Below are 17,059 nucleotides of genomic sequence, written 5' to 3' on the forward strand. Positions count from 1 at the left end.
ATGAGAGCTGTACTGTTGTTCTTGCTGCTGGCAGTCATCGCTGCTGCGGCCTTTGTTTATTCGGGTGTCTATCCGATCGGCGCGGACCAGCCGCACTGGTCGCTGACCGAACGCGCCGTGGGCGTGCTGCGCGACCGTTCCGTGGCGAAGCAGGCGGCGGGCATCGCCGTGCCGGCGCTCGATGACCCCGCGCGCATCCGCCGCGGCGCGGAGCATTACGCCGAGATGTGCACCGCCTGCCATCTCACGCCGGGCATGCGCGACACGGAGCTGCGCAAGGGCCTGTATCCGCAGCCGCCGGACTTGGCGCGCGGCGGCATCGGCGATCCCGCGCAGGCATTCTGGGCCATCAAGCACGGCATCAAGATGAGCGGCATGCCGGCCTGGGGGCGCAGCCACGACGATTCCGCCATCTGGGACATGGTGGCGTTCCTGCAAGTACTGCCGAAGCAGGATGAAGCGGCATTCGAAGCCATGGCGGGATCGGCCGGCGACAACGGTCACGGCGGTGGGCATCATCACGGCCACGGCGAGCATGATGGGCCTGCCGACGACGCGCATGACCACGATGCGCACGACCACGACGGTCACCACGACGACGAATCGGCGCCGGCCGCGCCGTCGAGTGCTGGTCACCAGCACTGAAGCGTCGGGCCGGAAAGCGAACGGCACCGGTGCTTCCGCCGGTGCCGTTCGTCGCAGAAGCTGACGCTTGGAAGAGCGCGCGGATCAGTACGCGACGGTGATGCGCTGGTTCGCCGCATCCTGCTTTTCGACGCGATCCAGCAAGGCCACGGCATAGTCCGCGATCGAGATGCGGCTATTGCCCTCGCCATCCACCAGCAGCTGCTCGCCGCCCACGCGGTACTTGCCGGTGCGCTCGCCCGGCTCGATCAGCGCGGCGGGGCTGATGTAGGTCCATACCGGTTGGCCCGCGCTGGCGCGGAACACGTCCAGCGCCTTGCCCTGTGCCTCGGCCTCCGGCTTCCACATGGCGGGGAAGTGCGGGTCGTCGATGACGCGCTTGCCCGGCGCCACTTCCAGCGTACCCGCGCCGCCCACCCAGAACAGCCGCGGCACGCCGGCCTTGGGCAGGTTGTCCAGCAGGATGCGGGCGTTGCCGGGCACCGTGGCGAAGTCCTGGTCGCGGCGCGCGGAGAGGCTGGCTACGGCCGCATCGGCGCCGTGCATGGCATCGAGCCAGGTATCGGGCTTGGCCACGTCGCCGGTGACGACGGTGAGCCTGGCGTTCTTCTGCGGCAGGCGCGCCGGATCGCGCACCACCGCGACCACGTCGTAGCCGCGCGACAGCGCTTCATCGAGGATGCCCTGGCCGATATGACCGGTGGCGCCGAACAGTGCGATCTTCATTGAGCCATCTCCTGTGGGAATGTCGAAAGCGAGGCCGCATGCCTCGCGACCGACATAGGATGCGCCAAGCATTGATATCGATATACGTATCAACCTAGAAATCACTGTAAAGTTTGAGTTGACAATAGCTGGGAATCTGCCATGGCGAACGACGTCAATCTCAACCGGCTGGCCGTCTTCGCGGCGCTGGTGCGCGCCGGTTCCTTTACGCATGCGGCGGAAGAGCTGGGCATGACCAAGGCGATGGTCAGCCAGCACCTCGCGCGGCTGGAGCAGGAACTGGGCGTGACCCTGCTCCTGCGCAGCACGCGGCGCATGGCGCTCACCGAGGCCGGCGCCACCTTCCATGCCGATTGCGTGCGCATCCTGGCCGAGGCGGATGCCGCCATCGAGCGCGTCGGCGAAAGTCGCGACACGCCGCGCGGCACGTTGCGCCTTACCGCTTCGCTCGATTACGGCACCGCCGTGCTGGTGCCCAAGCTCACACGTTTCATGCAGCAGTATCCGGCGGTGCAGGTGGACCTGGTGCTCAGCGACCACATCATCGATGTGATCGCCGAGCGTTTCGACCTGGCCATTCGCGGCGGATGGCTGCGCGATTCCAGCTTGCGCTCGACCCGCATCGGCGACTTCCGCCAACTGCTGGTAGCCGCGCCGGCCTATCTCGCCGAACGCGGTACGCCGCGCCGGCCGGAGGACGTGGCCGCGCATCCCGCCATCGCCATGTCCGCGCTGCCAGCGCCCTTGCGCTGGACCTTCACCGCGCGCGACGGCGCGCGCCGCACGGTCCGCCCGCGCGCGCATGCGCAGGCCAATACGGCGTCGGCCGTGCGCAGCCTGGTACTGGCCGGCGCCGGGCTCGCGGTGTTGCCGGACTACCTGGTGGAGGGAGACATCCGCGCCGGCAGCCTCGTCGCGCTGCTGGCGCAGTACCGCTTGCCGGAGGGCGGCGTGCACGCGGTGTATCCGGGCCGCAAGGCGCCGGCCAAGGTGCGCGCCTTCATCGACCTGCTGCAGGCCGACGCGAGCTGAGCGTCAATCGACGACGTTGTGGCTCTCGGCGGTGCCGAGCAGTTCCGGCTGCGCCGTTCCCTCGCGCCGGCGATGGAGCAGGGGATGCGCGAACACGGCGGCGAGGATGATCGCCACGCCGAGATAGAACTTGCCGTCCAGCTCGCGCTGCTCGCCCAGCATCAGCATCGCCAGCACGATCGCGTAGATCGGCTCCAGGTTGGTCACCATCTGCGTGCCGAACGCGCTCATGTGGCGCAGCGCCACCAGCGCCAGCGCGAACGGCAGCAGCGTGCAGCCGAAGGCAAGCACTACCAGGAGAGCCGCATCGTGCGCGCCGGGCAGGGCGAACGCGACACCGGGAAGCACTGGAGCGAGCAGGGTGAGGAAAAGCGTGCCGGTGCCCAGTTCGATGCAGGTGACCGTGAGCGGATCGGCATGATGCACAAAGCGCTTGTTGAGTGCGCCGAACAGCGCCACCAGCAACGCCGACAGCGTGCCCACCGCGATGCCGATCCGCATGTCGGCCGGCACACCGCCCGCCACCAGAGCCACGCCCGGCACCACCGCCACACCGATGAGCAGCTCGCGCGGATCGAACTTGCGTCCGGCGATCCACGGTTCGACAAGGGCGAGGAATACCGGCCCCAGCGCAATGCAGGTGGCGGCCACCGAGGCGTTCGCCAGTTTGATCGCCGCGTAGAACGTCAGCCAGTGCAGGGCCACCAGCGCACCGATGCCCGCATATGCCCAGCGCAACCGCGCCGGCATCGCCTTCCATCCGCGCCGCACCTTGGCGATCAGCAGTAGCGAACCCGACACCATCAGCATGCGCCACCACACCAGCGGCAGCGCGGGCAGGGTGATCAACTTGCCCAGGATGGCGGTAAAGCCCCAGAGCAGGACGCAGAAATGGATCTGCAGGCGGGCGCGCGTGACGGCTTGCATGGAGGGACGGCCGGAGAGGAACGGGCATTCTAGCCGCGAACAACACTTATCCCTCGCCCTGGCGGGGAGAGGGGCTGATGAGGCGACTTGTTCTTCCTCGTCACTTCACTTCTCCCTCTCCCTTCGGGGAGAGGGCGGGGTGAGGGGACGGGGCTTGCCCAAAGGTTCGTGCCTGCGAGCTGTTCGTCAACAGGTTTGGGCGAGCCTTCAACCTCGCGCTCCGCCCGGCCCCTCACCCCAACCCTCTCCCCGGCGGGGGAGAGGGAGCTGATGAGGTAACTTGTTCGTCCGCGTCACTTCACTTCTCCCTCTCCCCTCCGGGGAGAGGGCGGGGTGAGGGGACAGGGCTTGCCCAAAGGTTCGTGCCTGCGAGCTGTTCGTCAACAGGTTCGGGCGAGCCTTCAACCTTGCGCTCCGCCCGGCCCCTCACCCCAACCCTCTCCCCGGCGGGGGAGAGGGAGCCGGGCGGTTACTCGTCCTCGTCGTCCGTCCCGTCGGCCTTCCAATAGCCGGTCGCCCGCACCCATTCTTTCGGCACGCCGCGTTCGGCGAGGGACAGCCGCATGGTGCGTGCGCGCCGCGATTCGGCGGCGATCCAGTAGAACGTGTCGCCCTCGATCGAAAGACCGCGCAATGCATCTTCCAGCAAGGTGCTGGTGGCGCCGTCCACGCCATCGCGCTCCAGCCATCGCACGTCGCACGCCGCTTCGGTGAAAAGCAACTGGCGATCCGACGCGTCGGGCACTTCCACCAGCACGGTGGCGCGAGCGGCGGCGGGCATTTCCTCCAGCCATCGTCCGATGGCCGGCAGGCCGGTTTCGTCGGCGACCAGCACGTAATGGTCGAAGTCGTTCGCCACGACGAAGGAGCCACGCGGGCCGCCGACGCCGAGCATGTCGCCCGCTTTCGCTGAGGCCGCCCAGGTGGATGCGGGGCCATCACCATGCAGCACGAAGTCCACCGTCAGTTCGCCGCGCGCGGCATCATGGTGGCGCGGCGTATAGTCGCGTATTGGCGAGGGTTCGACGCCCGGCGGAAACTCCAGCCCCTGCGGGCCGCGCTTGGGAAAAACCAGTTCGCCGGCGTCGTTGGGGAAAAACAGCTTCACATGGTCGTCCGGCGCGCCGCTATGAAAATCTTCCAGCTGCGGCCCACCGAGAACGACGCGCTGCATGTGCGGGGTGAGCCGTTCGGTGTGCAGCACCTGCAACTGCCGGAAGCGGACTTCGTGCTGCACCCTGCGGGATTCGTGAAGAGACATGGGTACCTCGGATACGGAGAGAGACGGCCTGCCGCGAGGCAGGGCGGGAACCGGGTGGCTAGCCGAGGGCGTGGCGCCGGGGGAATGCATTCGCGCGTAGCGCGGATCAGACGGAGCCGGTATGGCTTGCCGCGATGAGCGTTTCCAGCCGGGCGACGAACTCGCGCAACTGCGCCAGCAGCGGGCGCAGCTCGTCCGGCGGCGCATGCGCGTGCCAGCGCAACCGCCCATGCGGCTGCGCTTCGGCGCGTACGAGCCCCAACCGTTCGAGCTCGCGCATGAAGCGGTACACCGTGCCGACGCTCGTGCCCGCGTGGTGGGCTCGGGCGTGCTGCAACAGCTCGACGGCATCGACGCCGTCCCGTTCCAGCAAGGCGCGCAGCACCGCGCGACGTGGCGCGGTCACCGCCAGCCCCGACGCTTTGCAGCGCGCCTCCCAGGCTTCCATGCCGGCGGGCGCTTCATTCACGGCGCGACCCTGCAGCGATGTCGGCGGCGGCCTTCTCGAGGATCGAGGCCACGCGCTGCGTTTCGGCCTTGGTCCATTCCGTGCCGCGCATCAGCAGGGCGTGCTTGAGCGCGTGCATCGCGTGGCGCACGGCCATGGGCATCGACATCTTCGCGGCCATGCGCGCACTGGCCTCGGTGCGGCTCATCACCGCGTCCACGGCGGTGCGGTTTTCTTCCAGGAAGGCGCGGCCCGCGTCGGTGATCGCATAGAGCTTGCGCCCGCCCTGTTCGTTCTCCACCTGGGCATGGCCGAGTTCCTCGAGCATGGTCAGCGTGGGGTAGATCGCGCCCGGGCTCGGCGTGTAGTGGCCGTGGAACATTTCCTCGATGATGCGGATCAGTTCGTAGCCGTGGCGCGGCTGCTGTTCGATCAGCGCCAGCAGCAGCAGCTTGAGATCGCCATGGCCGAACATGCGTCCGCCACCGCCGCGCCGTCCGCCGCCGCGCAGGCCCGCCCATTCGGCGAAGAAGTCGCCGCCCGAGCGATCGAAGGGATGGCCGCGTCCGGCGTGGCGATGGTGGTGGTCGCCGTCCGTCCAGGACATCTCCGGCTCCTCGAAGCCGAACGGACGGAAGCCGTGCCGGCCGCGCTCATGCAGGTGGTGATGCATGTGGTGGTAGGCGCGGAGGGCATGAAAGAACTCGCGTGGGCTGCGCATGGCTGTATTCCGATATATCGTAAGTTGGCGCTCACGATATATCGTAAGAATATCGAATGCAAGTACCCGCGCTCCGTCCCCGAAGACCAGGTGACATTCCTAAGTCATTGAATTCATGTCTTTCCAGCCGGCAGCTTACCGCTGCGCAACTGCTGCAGCACCTGTTGGCAGGTGTTCGGCTTGTCGCCCTGGCTGGCCACGACCAGCGGTACCAGGGCGGCCGCCGGCGCGGCGAACACGCCCAGCGCGACAGCACCGCCGCCGCGCAGCAGTAGCGGGCCGGTCTGCACGCCGACGTCGGGGTTCTTCAGCGTGCCGCGCACGTACAGCGGCGAGCGCAGGGTGAACACGCGCAGGCCCTTGCTGTGCGGGCGCACGATCAGGTCCAGCTTCTCGGTGCCGAAGTTCACCTTCCCCTCGACGTTGATCAGCGCATCCTCCGTGTCGAACACGAACAGCCGCGAATCAAATACGCCGTCGGTGGCGGCGAGGTCGGTGGCGGCGCAGTTGATCTTCACCACTTTGTCGCCGAACAGCTTGCCGATGACGATGTTGCCCACGTTGAGGCCGGCGGTCTCCAACAGGTTCTTGCTGATGGCGCCATCGTTCATCAGCAGCTTGAGTTCGCCGTTGGCGCTGCCGAGCAACGCCGCGACGGAGTTGCCGCGCGCGTTGAGGTCGGCATTGCCGTTGATCTCGCCGAAGCTGGCGTTCATCGCCTGCACGGTGGGCAGCAGCTGCTTGAGCTTCAGTCCGCGTGCGCGGATGTTCATCGCGCCACGCAATGGCGCCTGGCTGCCATCCAGCCGGATGGTGCTGCCGATGCGTCCGCCGGCCACGCCAAAGTCCAGCGGATCGAGCAGCAGCACGCCGTTGTCCAGCGTCACGTGCGTATCGAGCGAGTCGATCGGCAGCGCTTCGCCGCGCACGATGCGCGCGCCGGTGAAGCGCACGTCGGCATCCATCGCCTTCCAGCGATCGGTGCGGAACGGTTCCACCGGCAGCGCCTTGTCCGCCGGCTGCGGCGTGGCGTCGCCGCGGCGCTGTTTCTCCGCGTTGGAATCCGCGCCGATCAGCGGCGCCAGGTCGGCGAACTGCAGCAGCTGCGAACGCAGCGTGCCGCTGAGTTTGGGCCGCGCGCCTCCGGTGACGAAATCCAGGTTGCCGGCCAAGTCGCTGCCGCCCACGCGGCCGCGGAAATTGCGATAGGTATAGTGGCTGCCGGCGCGTCCCAGCTGCGCGGTGAGGTGGCCTTCGGTCGCGTAAGGCGGGGTGTCCGGCAGGGTCAGTCCAGTGATGGGATACAGCTTGGCCATGCTGGTGCCGGAGAACCACAGTTTCACGTCCAGCGCACCCAGGTGCAGCGGGTCGGTCAGCGTGCCGACCAGGGCGATGTGGCTGTCGCCGATGTGCACGTCGGCCTGCACGGGGAAGGGACGGTCCGTGTCCTGCAGCGCGATCACGCCGCCGGTCTTGCCGTTGCCCTGGAGCGGCGCTCCCTGATAGCTGCCCGTGGCCTGCCACGCGAACAGGTAGGCCGTGCGAGACGCCTTCGCATCGACCTTGTCCTCGTCCTTGTCTTTCGCCGCCGCCAGCGCCTTGCGCGCGGCGCCGCCGGCGGTGCGTGCGGCCTGGTCGCGCGCATCGTCCGATTGCTGCTTGAGGATTTCGTCGAACGGGATGGCCTTTTGCAAAGGTTCGACGGCGACCTGCAGCTTCACCTTGCTCACTGCGTCGTCGTAGCCGATCAGCCCGCGATCGAAGCCGATCGCTCGCAGGTCCATCTTCCAGGACGAAGGCTGGTCGCTCTGGCCGAACGCGAACGTCCAGTTGGCCTTGTCCGCGGCTTGGCGTTCCAGGTCCACTACCGGATGTTCCAGCTGCACGCTGGGAATCACGATACGGTGCGCCAGCAGCGGCAGCGGCGACACGCGCACGCGCACCGCGTCCAGCTGGGCGAACTGCGGTTGCTTTGCCCACTCGGGGTTGGCGATGCGGATGTCGCGTGCGATCAGCTCCGGCCACGGCAGCAGGCCGCCCAGCCCGCTCTCGCCGGGTTCTCGCCGCCAGACCATGCTGAGGTCGCCCTGGATCGCGAACGGCCGGCCGATCGCCTGGCTCACTTTTTCGTTGACGGTCGGCTTCACGCGGTTCCAGTCGAACGTGGCGATCACCACGACCGCGATGGCCAGCAAGGCCACCAGTACGCCGACGATCCACAGCAGCACCTTGCGGCTCCGCTTCATGCCTTTCTCCCGCGCGCCGGACGGAGCGCGCTCCTTCCGTCCGCGACAGATAACCGCAGGCGCGAAAAAATTGTGTATGCGCGGCGGCTCGCGCTCAGGACCGATTCACGCTGTCGCGCCGGGCTGATCCAGATCAAATCGCCTCGCGTGGGGCCGCAGCACACTGCGCCGTCCCCGCACGGAAGGCTTCCCCATGTTCAAGTCCGCTTCCAGGGCCCAGGCGCTCAAGCCGCCGAGCCCGGCCCCGAACTACGACGACCTGCAGGTCAGCTTCGGCCGCTGCCTGCGCCGCCATGGCTTCATCGAGCGCTTCTACGAAATCCTGCTCGCCAGCCACCCGGCGATTCCCCCGATGTTCGAGCGCACGGATTTCCGCGGCCAGCGCCTCGCGCTGCGCCGTGGCATCAGCATGGCGATCTCCTGGGCCTCCGGCAGCTCCATGGTGGAGCGCCCGATGAAGCACATGATCGACGTGCACTCGCGCGCCGGCCGCGCCCCAGTCGAACCGGCGCTCTACCGCTGCTGGGTGGAAAGCCTGCTGGCCACCATCGACGAGTACGAAATCGAGCTGACGCCGGAATTGCGCGCGCGCTGGCGCGAGGCGATGACGAAAGTGGTGGAGGCGTTCGCGCGGCATTACTGAGGCGGTGGAGCGCGTGTCGCGACGGTGCATCGAGCACGGATGGCGCCGGAGGCTTGGATGCCATCCGGCCCATGCCGTGCCTGCGTCATCCGTTATGGCTTCGCTTCACGCACCGGGATATTGATGCTGCACAAATCGATCTTCCCCGCCGGCACCCGATAGAAATCATCCCGCCGGTTGCGCTTGGCCTCGATCAGCGCCGCGAACGTCGCGCTGTCTGTCTTCAACACTTCGATCTTCGGGCGCTCGCTCGCCGGCATGTCCGAAGCGAGCTGTATCGACTGGATGACGGTGCGCTGTTCGGGCTTTTCATAGAAACCCAGCGGCCCGGTCCCGCGCGGGAAGGCGGACAGGAACTCCATGCCGCGCAATACGCGTCCGGCCACCGCCAGGTTGCGATCCAGGCCGCGCGGCGCCTGGCCGATGATCGCGTAGAGCGAGCTGCCGCTGCCGGTTTCCGGCCCGACGTCGCGCGCCACGCCGACGGCGCCGTAGCAATGCGTCAGCCATTCCTGGCCGCTGCGCTTGTCGCGCGCGGCGGGAAAGCCGTTGACGAAGCCGACTTCCGGCGCGTAGACGTCGCCGTCCGGCAGCGCGGTCCACGGCAGCTTCGCGTCGATCGGGCGGGTGTACTCCGAGGGTACGGTCTTCTTCGCCTTGCCGAGCGAGCGCAGCTTGCTCTTGTCGCCCTTGTCGTCGTCTTCCGGATCGCCCCACTGCGTGACGAAGTTGTCCTGCACGCGAATGATCGCCAGGCCGTCGAAGTAATGCTCGTGCACCAGGGTGCGGATGTTGTCCGCATGCAGCGGGGTGAAGTCCGGCGCCAGCTCGATCAGCACCTTGCCCTGGGGCAGGCGCATCTCCAGCAGGTTGTTCGGGTCCGGCTTGCGCCATTCGTCGGGCTTGGATTTCTCCAGCAGTTCCTTGGGCGTGGCCGACTTGGTGGCCGGCGGCGTGTCGGCCAGGGCGGGCAGGGCGAGGAGGCAGAGCAGGGAGAGGCCGAGCAGGCGCGGGGCGAGGCGGGACATGGCGGACCTTGGCGTGGTGGTGACCGCCGGAAGGTAGCAGAGCGCGCGCCCGCCGACGCGCCCCGCCGGTCATGCTCTGCGGGCCTGGGCCTTACTGGCCGTACGAGCAGGCGCCGATCCAGTCGGGCGGCGCGGGCGACAAGCGCTGCGCGACGGCGCGATAGTCCGGATCTAGCGCGGCGGCCAGCCAGTAAAGCGCCGTCGCGCTCTTGGGATCCCATGGCCCGCCATAGCCTTTTTCGCCGGCCTGAGCCCGGTCGCGGTCGAACTTGACGTGGGTATGCACGAACTCCTCGTGCGTCTTGCTGCCTTCCGCATAGGGGCGCAGCCAGTCCAGCGCCTCGGCCAGCGACGCGCCCCTTGGCGAGGCATAGCGCAGCCAGTCATCGCCAAAGGGCCTGGCCGCGAGCGCGGCGGTCACCAGCGGCTGCAGGTCGTACACCACGTAATGCAGCGCGTCGCGCTCGGTGAAGTCGATCACTTCGCCATCGGGCCTGATGTTGTCGCCGACCTGGCGTTCGAACAGTTCGCGCGCGGTCTTGAGCATGGCCGGGTCGCCCAACGCCGCGGCGGCCAGGGTCACTAGTTTCACGCGGTGGCTTTGCCAATTGTTGGTGGCGGTGCCGGGCTTGGGATCATGGAAGGCCTGGATACGCTGTATGTATCCCTCGCCCAGCCGGCGCAGCCAGGCGCGGGTGGCCTCGCGCGTCGCCGCCGGCAGCCCGGCCGAAGTAAGCACGTAGGCGTCGATCAAACCGTCGAGGTTGGTTTCGTCGATCGGATTGAAGTCGGGCTGATACGTGCCGGTCCATGCCTTCAGGTAGTCATCCACCTGCTGCAGGTAGCGCGCGTCCGCGCTCAGCCGCCAGGCCAGCGCGGCCTGGCGCATCAGCGGCCAGTCGCGCTCCGCGGCGATGCTTTCGTCGCGGATGCCCTGGTGCGGCAGCGTGCCTTCGGTGTGGACGTGGGCAAGCGGGTGCGGGCGGTCGTCGAGGTGCCGTGCGGCCGCGGCAAGGATGTGTTGCGCGGAGCCGTCCGGCTCTCCCGTGCCCGGCGCGTGGGGCTGGCAGAGCGTGATGGCGCGCGGCGGCGTCATGGTCCGGTGCGATGGCGCGTCGGCGCGCGCGGCGAAACTGCCTGCGATGGCGAGCGACAGCACGAGGATGGCTTGGGCACGCGACACGTCCGGCTCCTTACTTCTGCAGTGCGGCCAGTGTGCCGTGCGCGGGCGGCGATGGCTGCCGTGCAAGTTCCTCCGGTCAGGCGGGAGACAGTGCGCGGGCTGCCTCCGCGGGCTCGGCCGGCAGCGCGCGGCGCCTGGGCCGGGTCCCGGCGTTCCGGTAGTCTCGCCCGGTCGCCATGCATAGGTGAGGGACGACCATGTTTCGCGCCACCCATATTCACACCGGCCTGGACGTCGACGCCGAGGACCTGTGGTCGATGGAACCCATCGACCCCGACGGCTTCGTCTGTCCCGATTGCGGATCGAAGGTGTATCCCACCTCGTACCGGCCGGAGAACCTGCGCCGCGCGCACTTCGCCGCCAAGCCGAAATGCCCGCCCTGGTGCCCGAGCAACGGCGAGACGGACCTGCTCAAGCAGGCGCGCACGCATTCGCTGACGGCGGAGGACGGCAGTTTTCCCGGCTACATGCCTTCGGGCTTTCGGCTGCCGGCCGATCCCGCCGATGCGCCGGCTTCCGCAGGCGCGGGAACGGCGGCGGAGGGCGGACCGGGACGGCGTGCGCCGGCCGCGGCGCCGGAGCCGGGCGCCCGTCAGCGCCCGCGCATCACCACCAGCTTTCGCGACATCTGCCGCGCCTATCTCAACTTTCCCAACGACCGGCATCGCGCACTGCAGTTTCTCGACCTCTACGGCAGCACCTACGACGAGGTCGTCTGGCGTCTGCGTGCCAGGCAGGACCGCCTCATCCGCTATCCGATCCCGCACCTGTTCTACGGTCCGATCGGCTGGCGCGCACCGGAAGAGACGGACGAGTACGCGCTGATCGAGACCGACGTGAAGGTCTGGCAGGACGGCAAGCCCGGCCAGGCCTACCGCGTGAAAGTGCGCTGGGGTGACTGGACGCCGCGCCAGCGCAATGCGCTGCTGAAGGAAGTGCGGACCGCCAGCGAAGAAGCGAAGGAACTGAAGAAGTCCGGCAGCAAGGACCGCAGCCTGCTGTTCTTCGTGGGCGAGCAGGAGAAGGGCGACGACGCCACGTTCGTGGTGAGGGAGCGCAAGCTGATCTGCTGCCTGACCGGGCCCGACGTGCGGCCCACCGCGCCCGCGAAGCGAGGTTGAGCGCGCATCCGCCTTCGCGGTAAGGCCTCGCTCCGACTCATGCATGACTGACCGTGCCGGCCGTCGGTGAGCGTATTGCCCCGTGTGTGGCCATGAAGCGGGGGCGTGAACGTTTTCTTTGCGACGCAGCCCGTCATCGCATGCATCATGCGCACATCGCGGAAAGCGCCAGGAAGGGAAGCATGAGCCAGGAACATCGTGAAGGCGGCAAGGTCGATTGGCAGGACCTGTCCATCGATGGACGTCCCGTCGCGCAGCGTCCGCCGGAGCTTCGGGCGATGACGCTCGACGAAGCGGATTCGGGTCTTTACCGCCGCGAGATATCCACGCCGCGTTCCACCTACGATCCCTTCATGGCGCACTTCGGCGAGGTCTCGCTGGCCGAGGGCCTGCGCACGAAGCATGCGGGCCGTCGCCAGCGCGTGTGGGCCTGGGTGATGCTGGTGATTCCTTCGGCGTTCCTGGGGTGTCTGGGTACGCTGCAGGCATGGGACGACGTGGCTGACGGACAGGGCGGCGCGCTGAAAGCCGCCTTGCGCGCGCTGGTGTGGTGGTTGCCGACGGCGTTCTGGCTGTACGTGATCTACCGTCGTCCGGCCACGAATGGCGAGGCGAAGGCAACGCCGCCACCGAAGCGGTAGCGCCTCGCGACGGCGGCGTGGTGCTCTATCCGCGCGTTCTGCGGATGTAGGACACTCAGCCCGCCATTCTCCATCGCCCTTTCGCGAGGCTGCTCCTATGGATCGCATCGACGCCATGAAGGTCTTCGTCGCCGCGCTGGACGAAGGCAGCCTCGCCGGCGCCAGCCGCAAGACGGGCCGTTCCGCGGCGGCGGTGAGCCGTGCCATCGCCTTCCTGGAAGCGCATGTCGGCGTGCCGCTGCTCCATCGCACCACGCGGTCGCTCAAGCTCAGCGAAGCGGGGGAGCGTTACGCGATCGCGTGCCGCAAGGTGCTCATGGACCTGGAGGAGGCGGACCGCAACGCCGCCGGCGAGCGCTCGGTCCCGCGCGGCACGCTGACCATCTCGGCCACCGTGTTCTCCGGCGTGGAAATCCTGCGTCCTATCGTGGACGCCTACATGGATGAGTTCCCCACAGTCAGCGTGCGGCTGCATCTGCTGGAACGGCCGGTCAACCTGGTCGACGAAGGCATGGACCTGGCGCTGCGCATCACGCACCTGCCGGACTCCACGCTGGTGGCGCAGCGCATCGGCGAGGTACGGCGCGTGGTGGTGGCGTCGCCGCGCTACCTGGCGACGCATCCGCGCATCGCCGAGCCGGCCGACCTGGCCAAGCACCAGATCATCGCCATGACCCACATGGGGCCGGAGTCGTGGAGCTTTCCGCCACAGGAGGGCTCTTCGGTGCCGCGCGCCGTGCCATTCGCGCCGCGGCTGGTGGTCAACAACGTGCGTGCGGCGATCGCCTCGGTGGCCGACGGACACGGCGTGACACGCCTGCTCTCGTATCACGTGGCGCCCGAGATCAGGCAGGGCATGTTGCAGATCGTGCTGGCGGACGCAGAGCCGGCGCCGATCCCGGTGCATCTCGTCTCGCCCTATGGACGGCTGTCCGTGCCGAAGGTGCGCGCGTTCGTGGACTTCGCCATGCCGCGCCTGCGCGCGCGCTTCGCCAGTTTCGCCAAGGAAGTGGAGATGGCGCCGGCCAAGCCGATTCCACCGCGGCGCGGAAGAATGTCTGCCGGTTGACGGGGATTCGCTAATCCCCGGTGCGCGCCTAGATTGCAAGGCGTCGGGCGGTTGCCACTTTCGGCACTCCGCCGGCCTTCCTTCTTGCATAGAGACGCACACCATGAACAGCCAACAGAAAGTCGCCATCGTCACCGGTGCCTCGCAGGGCATCGGCGCCAGCCTGGTCAAAGCCTTCCGCGATCGCAATTACCGCGTGATCGCCAACTCCCGTTCCATCCAGCCGTCGAGCGATCCGGACGTGATCGCCGTGCCCGGCGACATCGCCGACCGCGCGGTAGCCGAGCGCATCGTGGCAGAAGCGCTGGCGCGCTTCGGCCGTGTCGACACTCTGGTCAACAACGCGGGCATCTTCACCGCCAAGCCGTTCACCGCGTTCACGGCGGAGGACTACGCCGGCAACATCGCAGTGAACCTCACCGGTTTCTTCCACATCACGCAGCTGGCCATCGCCGAGATGGAGAAGCAGGGCAGCGGCCACGTGGTGAGCATCACCACCAGCCTGGTCGACCACGCGGTGGACGGCGTGCCGTCGGTGCTGGCGTCGCTGACCAAGGGCGGGCTGAATGCGGCGACGAAGTCGCTCGCCATCGAATATGCCAAGCGCGGCGTGCGGGTGAATGCCGTGGCGCCGGGCGTGATCAAGACGCCGATGCACGCGCCGGAAACCCACGGCTTCCTCTCCGCGCTGCATCCGGTCGGCCGCATGGGCGAGATCGCCGACGTCGTCGACGCCGTGCTGTACCTCGATGGGGCAGGCTTCGTCACCGGCGAGATCCTGCACGTCGACGGCGGCCAGAGCGCCGGCCACTGACCTGCGGCGAAGCGGGCCGGAAGGCCCGCTTTCCCCACACCTGAGAGGAGATGCGTCATGCCGTACGTCAACATTCAGATCACCCGCGAAGGCACGGCCCCCGGCCGTAACGCGGCCACCGCGGAAGAAAAGGCAGCCCTGATCCAGGGCGTCAGCCAACTCTTGCTGGACGTGCTGGGCAAGCCGCTCGAATCGACCTTCGTCGTGATCGACGAGGTGGAGACCGAGAACTGGGGCTGGGGCGGCCTGCCGGCGCTGGAATACCGCAAGCAGCGGGAAGCGGCGAAGAAGTGAACGTCCCCGCGCCGTGCGGCGGATGCCGTGCGGCGCGGGCGGTACTGGAAACCGCCTGTCCGCGCGCTCGCGCGTAGCTGTTCTTCAATCTCCCGCTTCGACGGCGACGACGATGCCCGACGCGATCCACTCCGCGAGCAGGTGTCCCGCGCGGGCGATGCCTTGGTCTTCGCCCAAGTGTTCGACCAGTGCATCGCACAGCGCGCTGAAGCGCGCGTCGTCGCGCAAGGAGAGCAAGGCCACGTGTTCCGTGGCGTCGGCGGCGCGCAGGCGCGAAGCGAATCCCCGGCGCCAGATCACGGCATGAGCCGGCGTGCGGAGCATCTGCGCTTCGGGCACTGTGGCGCCGTCCTGCAAGGCCGACCACAGGTCGATCGCATTCGTGGCGAACGCATGCAGATGCAGGCTCGGACTCAGGCGCAGGCAGGCGCGGTCCCAATCGATGCCGTCGAGCCGGCCCGGGTCCAGCACCGGTGCGTCGGCGGCGACGAAGACGTCCGCCAGCGTCCACTCGATCCAGGCCAGCTCGCGCAAGTCCGGATGCCGCGGATACATCGCCTGCAGCGTGCCGGCCAGATCGGCGCCGTAGGCATCCAGGGTCCAGGAGGAGGGCGGGTGGCGTTCCACATGGTGGATGGCGACTTCCCGGAACGCATCTTCGCCGAGCCGCGCCAGGAGCTGCGGATAACTCGCTTGCAACACGCGCACGAGCTGCGAGCGGTAGTTGTTCTGGTAGGCGGCCAGCCCGCGCGGCGAATCGATCGCCGCCGCCAGCGCGGCGTTTTCGGCGCGCAGCAGCCAGTGGCGGAAGTCCTTCTGCATCTGCGCGAGCATCAGGCGGCCTCCCGTTCCGCACGGCGTTCGCGCAGGGCACGTGCGAGGCCGAGTTCGGCGAGGAGATCGGGCAACGGCGGAATGGCATCATCGCGCTCGATCATGGTGGCGACCGGGCCCAGCATCGCGACGGCTTTGGCAAAGAGAGCCCAGACGTCGCCGTTGACGGGCTGGTCGTGCGTGTCGATCAGCAGTTCATCGCCCTGCGTATGTCCGGCAAGGTGGATCTGGCGCACGTGCCCGGCGGGGATCCCCCGCAGATAGGCGTCCATGTCCCAGCCATGGTTGCGCGCGCTGACGTAGATGTTGTTCACGTCCAGCAGCAGCCCGCAGCCGGTGCGGCGGCACATCGCGTCGAGGAATGCCCATTCGCTCATCGTGGATGCCGCGAAGCTGATATAGCTGGACGGGTTCTCGAACAGCATCGGCCGGCCGAGGGCGTCCTGCGCCATGGCGATGTTGCGGCAGACCACGTCCAGGGTTTCCCCGGTGTAGGGCAGGGGCAACAGGTCGTGCGAGTTGAACTGCTCGAAGCGCGACCAGCTCAGATGATCGGAGACGAACAGCGGGTCGACCGCATCCACCAGTTTGCGTAGGCGGTGCAGGTACTCGGGGTTCAGGCCATCGGCCGAACCGATCGACATCGACACGCCGTGCAGCGCGATGGGATGGCGCTCACGCACGCGCCGCAAGATGTCCAGCGGCTGGCCGCCATCGACCATGAAGTTCTCCGAGATCACTTCGACGAAATCGACCGGCACGTCGCTGTCGAGGAAATCCCGGTAGTGCTCACGGCGCAGGCCGAGGCCGTAGCCGTCGAAGGTGGGAATGGCGGTGTGCATGGCGATGGTCCTGAACTGATGGATGGGCTTGCGCTCGGTTTTTGAACGGGCGCCCGTAATGGCAGTGCCCTGCTCCCTCTCCCCTCCGGGGAGAGGGCTGGGGTGAGGGGCCGCCCGGAGCGAGGCATCGAAGCTCGCGACAACCGGCAGAGCTTCTCGCTTCGCTCCGCCGAAAACCTCCCGCGAGCACCCGCCCCTTATCCCTACGGCACCTTCTCCCTGAGGGGAGAAGGATTCGCTCACCGAAGGCCGCGCTTATTTCGGCTCCGTCAACGTCCCGCCGGCCGAAAGGCATTCGCTCTTGGTCTTCACCACGACGCCCTGGCCCTTGCAGTCGTTCAGGCCCTTGCAGTCGTGCTTGGCGGTCGCGCACAGGCTTTCGCCCTTGCAACTGTTGACGCCGTAGCAGCGCACGGGCTCCTGCTTCGGTGCGTTCTGGTCGGCGGCCTTCACCGGCGAGACGAGCGACGCGGCGGCGAGGGCGACGAGGGCCGCGGCGGCGGCGAAGCCGGTGCGGGACTTGGTGGCGATGGTGCTGTTCATTGGAGGTACTCCTGGTGGGGCGTCCGTTCGGACGTGGATAG

The 17,059-nt window shown here is 67.9% G+C and carries 19 protein-coding genes; 8 read left to right on the top strand and 11 right to left on the bottom strand.

Annotated elements, in window-relative coordinates:
* Complete coding sequence (locus RKE25_RS07630; RefSeq protein ID WP_311841639.1) at positions 1 to 645, top strand: cytochrome c; 645 nt, start codon at positions 1 to 3, stop codon at positions 643 to 645.
* Between the two features lie 84 nt (positions 646 to 729).
* On the opposite strand, the gene RKE25_RS07635 is transcribed toward RKE25_RS07630, so the two are convergent.
* A complete protein-coding gene (locus tag RKE25_RS07635) occupies positions 730 to 1,371 on the bottom strand; it encodes an NAD(P)-dependent oxidoreductase (protein ID WP_311841640.1) in 642 nt (213 codons plus the stop codon).
* 141 nt (positions 1,372 to 1,512) lie between these two features.
* Here RKE25_RS07635 and RKE25_RS07640 point away from each other — a divergent pair, with 141 nt between their 5' ends.
* Complete coding sequence (locus RKE25_RS07640) at positions 1,513 to 2,403, top strand: LysR family transcriptional regulator (RefSeq protein ID WP_311841641.1); 891 nt, start codon at positions 1,513 to 1,515, stop codon at positions 2,401 to 2,403.
* Between the two features lie 3 nt (positions 2,404 to 2,406).
* Here the strand turns inward: RKE25_RS07640 and RKE25_RS07645 are convergent, their stop codons facing one another.
* The 5 genes from RKE25_RS07645 to RKE25_RS07665 form a co-directional block, all read right to left on the bottom strand.
* Positions 2,407 to 3,330, bottom strand: a complete 924-nt coding sequence (locus RKE25_RS07645) for a DMT family transporter (RefSeq protein WP_311841642.1) — start codon at positions 3,328 to 3,330, stop codon at positions 2,407 to 2,409.
* Between the two features lie 469 nt (positions 3,331 to 3,799).
* A complete protein-coding gene (locus RKE25_RS07650) occupies positions 3,800 to 4,591 on the bottom strand; it encodes a siderophore-interacting protein (protein WP_311841643.1) in 792 nt (263 codons plus the stop codon).
* A gap of 106 nt (positions 4,592 to 4,697) precedes the next feature.
* Positions 4,698 to 5,060, bottom strand: coding sequence for a transcriptional repressor (locus RKE25_RS07655; protein ID WP_311841644.1), 363 nt, complete (start codon positions 5,058 to 5,060; stop codon positions 4,698 to 4,700).
* Positions 5,053 to 5,760 carry a PadR family transcriptional regulator gene (locus RKE25_RS07660; RefSeq protein WP_311841645.1) on the bottom strand — a complete coding sequence of 236 codons (708 nt, stop codon included), beginning with the start codon at positions 5,758 to 5,760 and terminating at the stop codon, positions 5,053 to 5,055. Before RKE25_RS07660 ends, RKE25_RS07655 begins: the two co-directional genes overlap by 8 nt.
* 113 nt (positions 5,761 to 5,873) lie before the next feature.
* The gene (locus RKE25_RS07665; protein ID WP_311841646.1) at positions 5,874 to 8,006 is read right to left on the bottom strand and encodes an AsmA family protein; all 2,133 of its coding nucleotides are present in this window, start codon (positions 8,004 to 8,006) and stop codon (positions 5,874 to 5,876) included.
* Between the two features lie 193 nt (positions 8,007 to 8,199).
* Here RKE25_RS07665 and RKE25_RS07670 point away from each other — a divergent pair, with 193 nt between their 5' ends.
* Positions 8,200 to 8,649, top strand: coding sequence for a globin (locus RKE25_RS07670; RefSeq protein WP_311841647.1), 450 nt, complete (start codon positions 8,200 to 8,202; stop codon positions 8,647 to 8,649).
* Positions 8,650 to 8,741: 92 nt separating this feature from the next.
* On the opposite strand, the gene RKE25_RS07675 is transcribed toward RKE25_RS07670, so the two are convergent.
* Entirely contained in the window at positions 8,742 to 9,677 is a 936-nt protein-coding gene (locus RKE25_RS07675; RefSeq protein ID WP_311841648.1) for a peptidylprolyl isomerase, read from the bottom strand.
* Positions 9,678 to 9,768: 91 nt separating this feature from the next.
* Entirely contained in the window at positions 9,769 to 10,860 is a 1,092-nt protein-coding gene (locus tag RKE25_RS07680; RefSeq protein ID WP_311841649.1) for an alginate lyase family protein, read from the bottom strand.
* A 197-nt stretch (positions 10,861 to 11,057) separates the two neighbouring features.
* Between RKE25_RS07680 and RKE25_RS07685 the strand changes: the two genes are divergently transcribed.
* The 5 genes from RKE25_RS07685 to RKE25_RS07705 all read left to right on the top strand — a co-directional run bounded on the left by RKE25_RS07685 (position 11,058) and on the right by RKE25_RS07705 (position 14,799).
* Positions 11,058 to 11,981: a hypothetical protein gene (locus tag RKE25_RS07685; protein ID WP_311841650.1), complete on the top strand. Its 924-nt coding sequence runs from the start codon at positions 11,058 to 11,060 to the stop codon at positions 11,979 to 11,981.
* A 182-nt stretch (positions 11,982 to 12,163) separates the two neighbouring features.
* Positions 12,164 to 12,622: a hypothetical protein gene (locus RKE25_RS07690; protein ID WP_311841651.1), complete on the top strand. Its 459-nt coding sequence runs from the start codon at positions 12,164 to 12,166 to the stop codon at positions 12,620 to 12,622.
* A gap of 97 nt (positions 12,623 to 12,719) precedes the next feature.
* A complete protein-coding gene (locus tag RKE25_RS07695; protein WP_311841652.1) occupies positions 12,720 to 13,691 on the top strand; it encodes a LysR family transcriptional regulator in 972 nt (323 codons plus the stop codon).
* A gap of 103 nt (positions 13,692 to 13,794) precedes the next feature.
* Positions 13,795 to 14,505, top strand: a complete 711-nt coding sequence (locus RKE25_RS07700) for an SDR family NAD(P)-dependent oxidoreductase (RefSeq protein WP_311841653.1) — start codon at positions 13,795 to 13,797, stop codon at positions 14,503 to 14,505.
* A 57-nt stretch (positions 14,506 to 14,562) separates the two neighbouring features.
* Entirely contained in the window at positions 14,563 to 14,799 is a 237-nt protein-coding gene (locus RKE25_RS07705; RefSeq protein WP_311841654.1) for a 4-oxalocrotonate tautomerase family protein, read from the top strand.
* An 84-nt stretch (positions 14,800 to 14,883) separates the two neighbouring features.
* Here the strand turns inward: RKE25_RS07705 and RKE25_RS07710 are convergent, their stop codons facing one another.
* From RKE25_RS07710 to RKE25_RS07720, 3 genes are all read right to left on the bottom strand, one after another.
* On the bottom strand, positions 14,884 to 15,633 hold the full coding sequence (locus RKE25_RS07710; protein WP_311841655.1) for a DNA-binding domain-containing protein: 750 nt from the start codon (positions 15,631 to 15,633) through the stop codon (positions 14,884 to 14,886).
* Positions 15,633 to 16,475 (bottom strand): DUF692 domain-containing protein, encoded by an 843-nt coding sequence (locus RKE25_RS07715; RefSeq protein ID WP_311841656.1) that lies wholly within the window; start codon positions 16,473 to 16,475, stop codon positions 15,633 to 15,635. Before RKE25_RS07715 ends, RKE25_RS07710 begins: the two co-directional genes overlap by 1 nt.
* Before the next feature lie 255 nt (positions 16,476 to 16,730).
* On the bottom strand, positions 16,731 to 17,018 hold the full coding sequence (locus RKE25_RS07720; RefSeq protein WP_311841657.1) for a hypothetical protein: 288 nt from the start codon (positions 17,016 to 17,018) through the stop codon (positions 16,731 to 16,733).
* Between the last annotated feature and the right edge of the window lie 41 nt (positions 17,019 to 17,059).

The organism is Dyella sp. BiH032 (assembly GCF_031954525.1).
Classification (GTDB): domain Bacteria; phylum Pseudomonadota; class Gammaproteobacteria; order Xanthomonadales; family Rhodanobacteraceae; genus Dyella_D.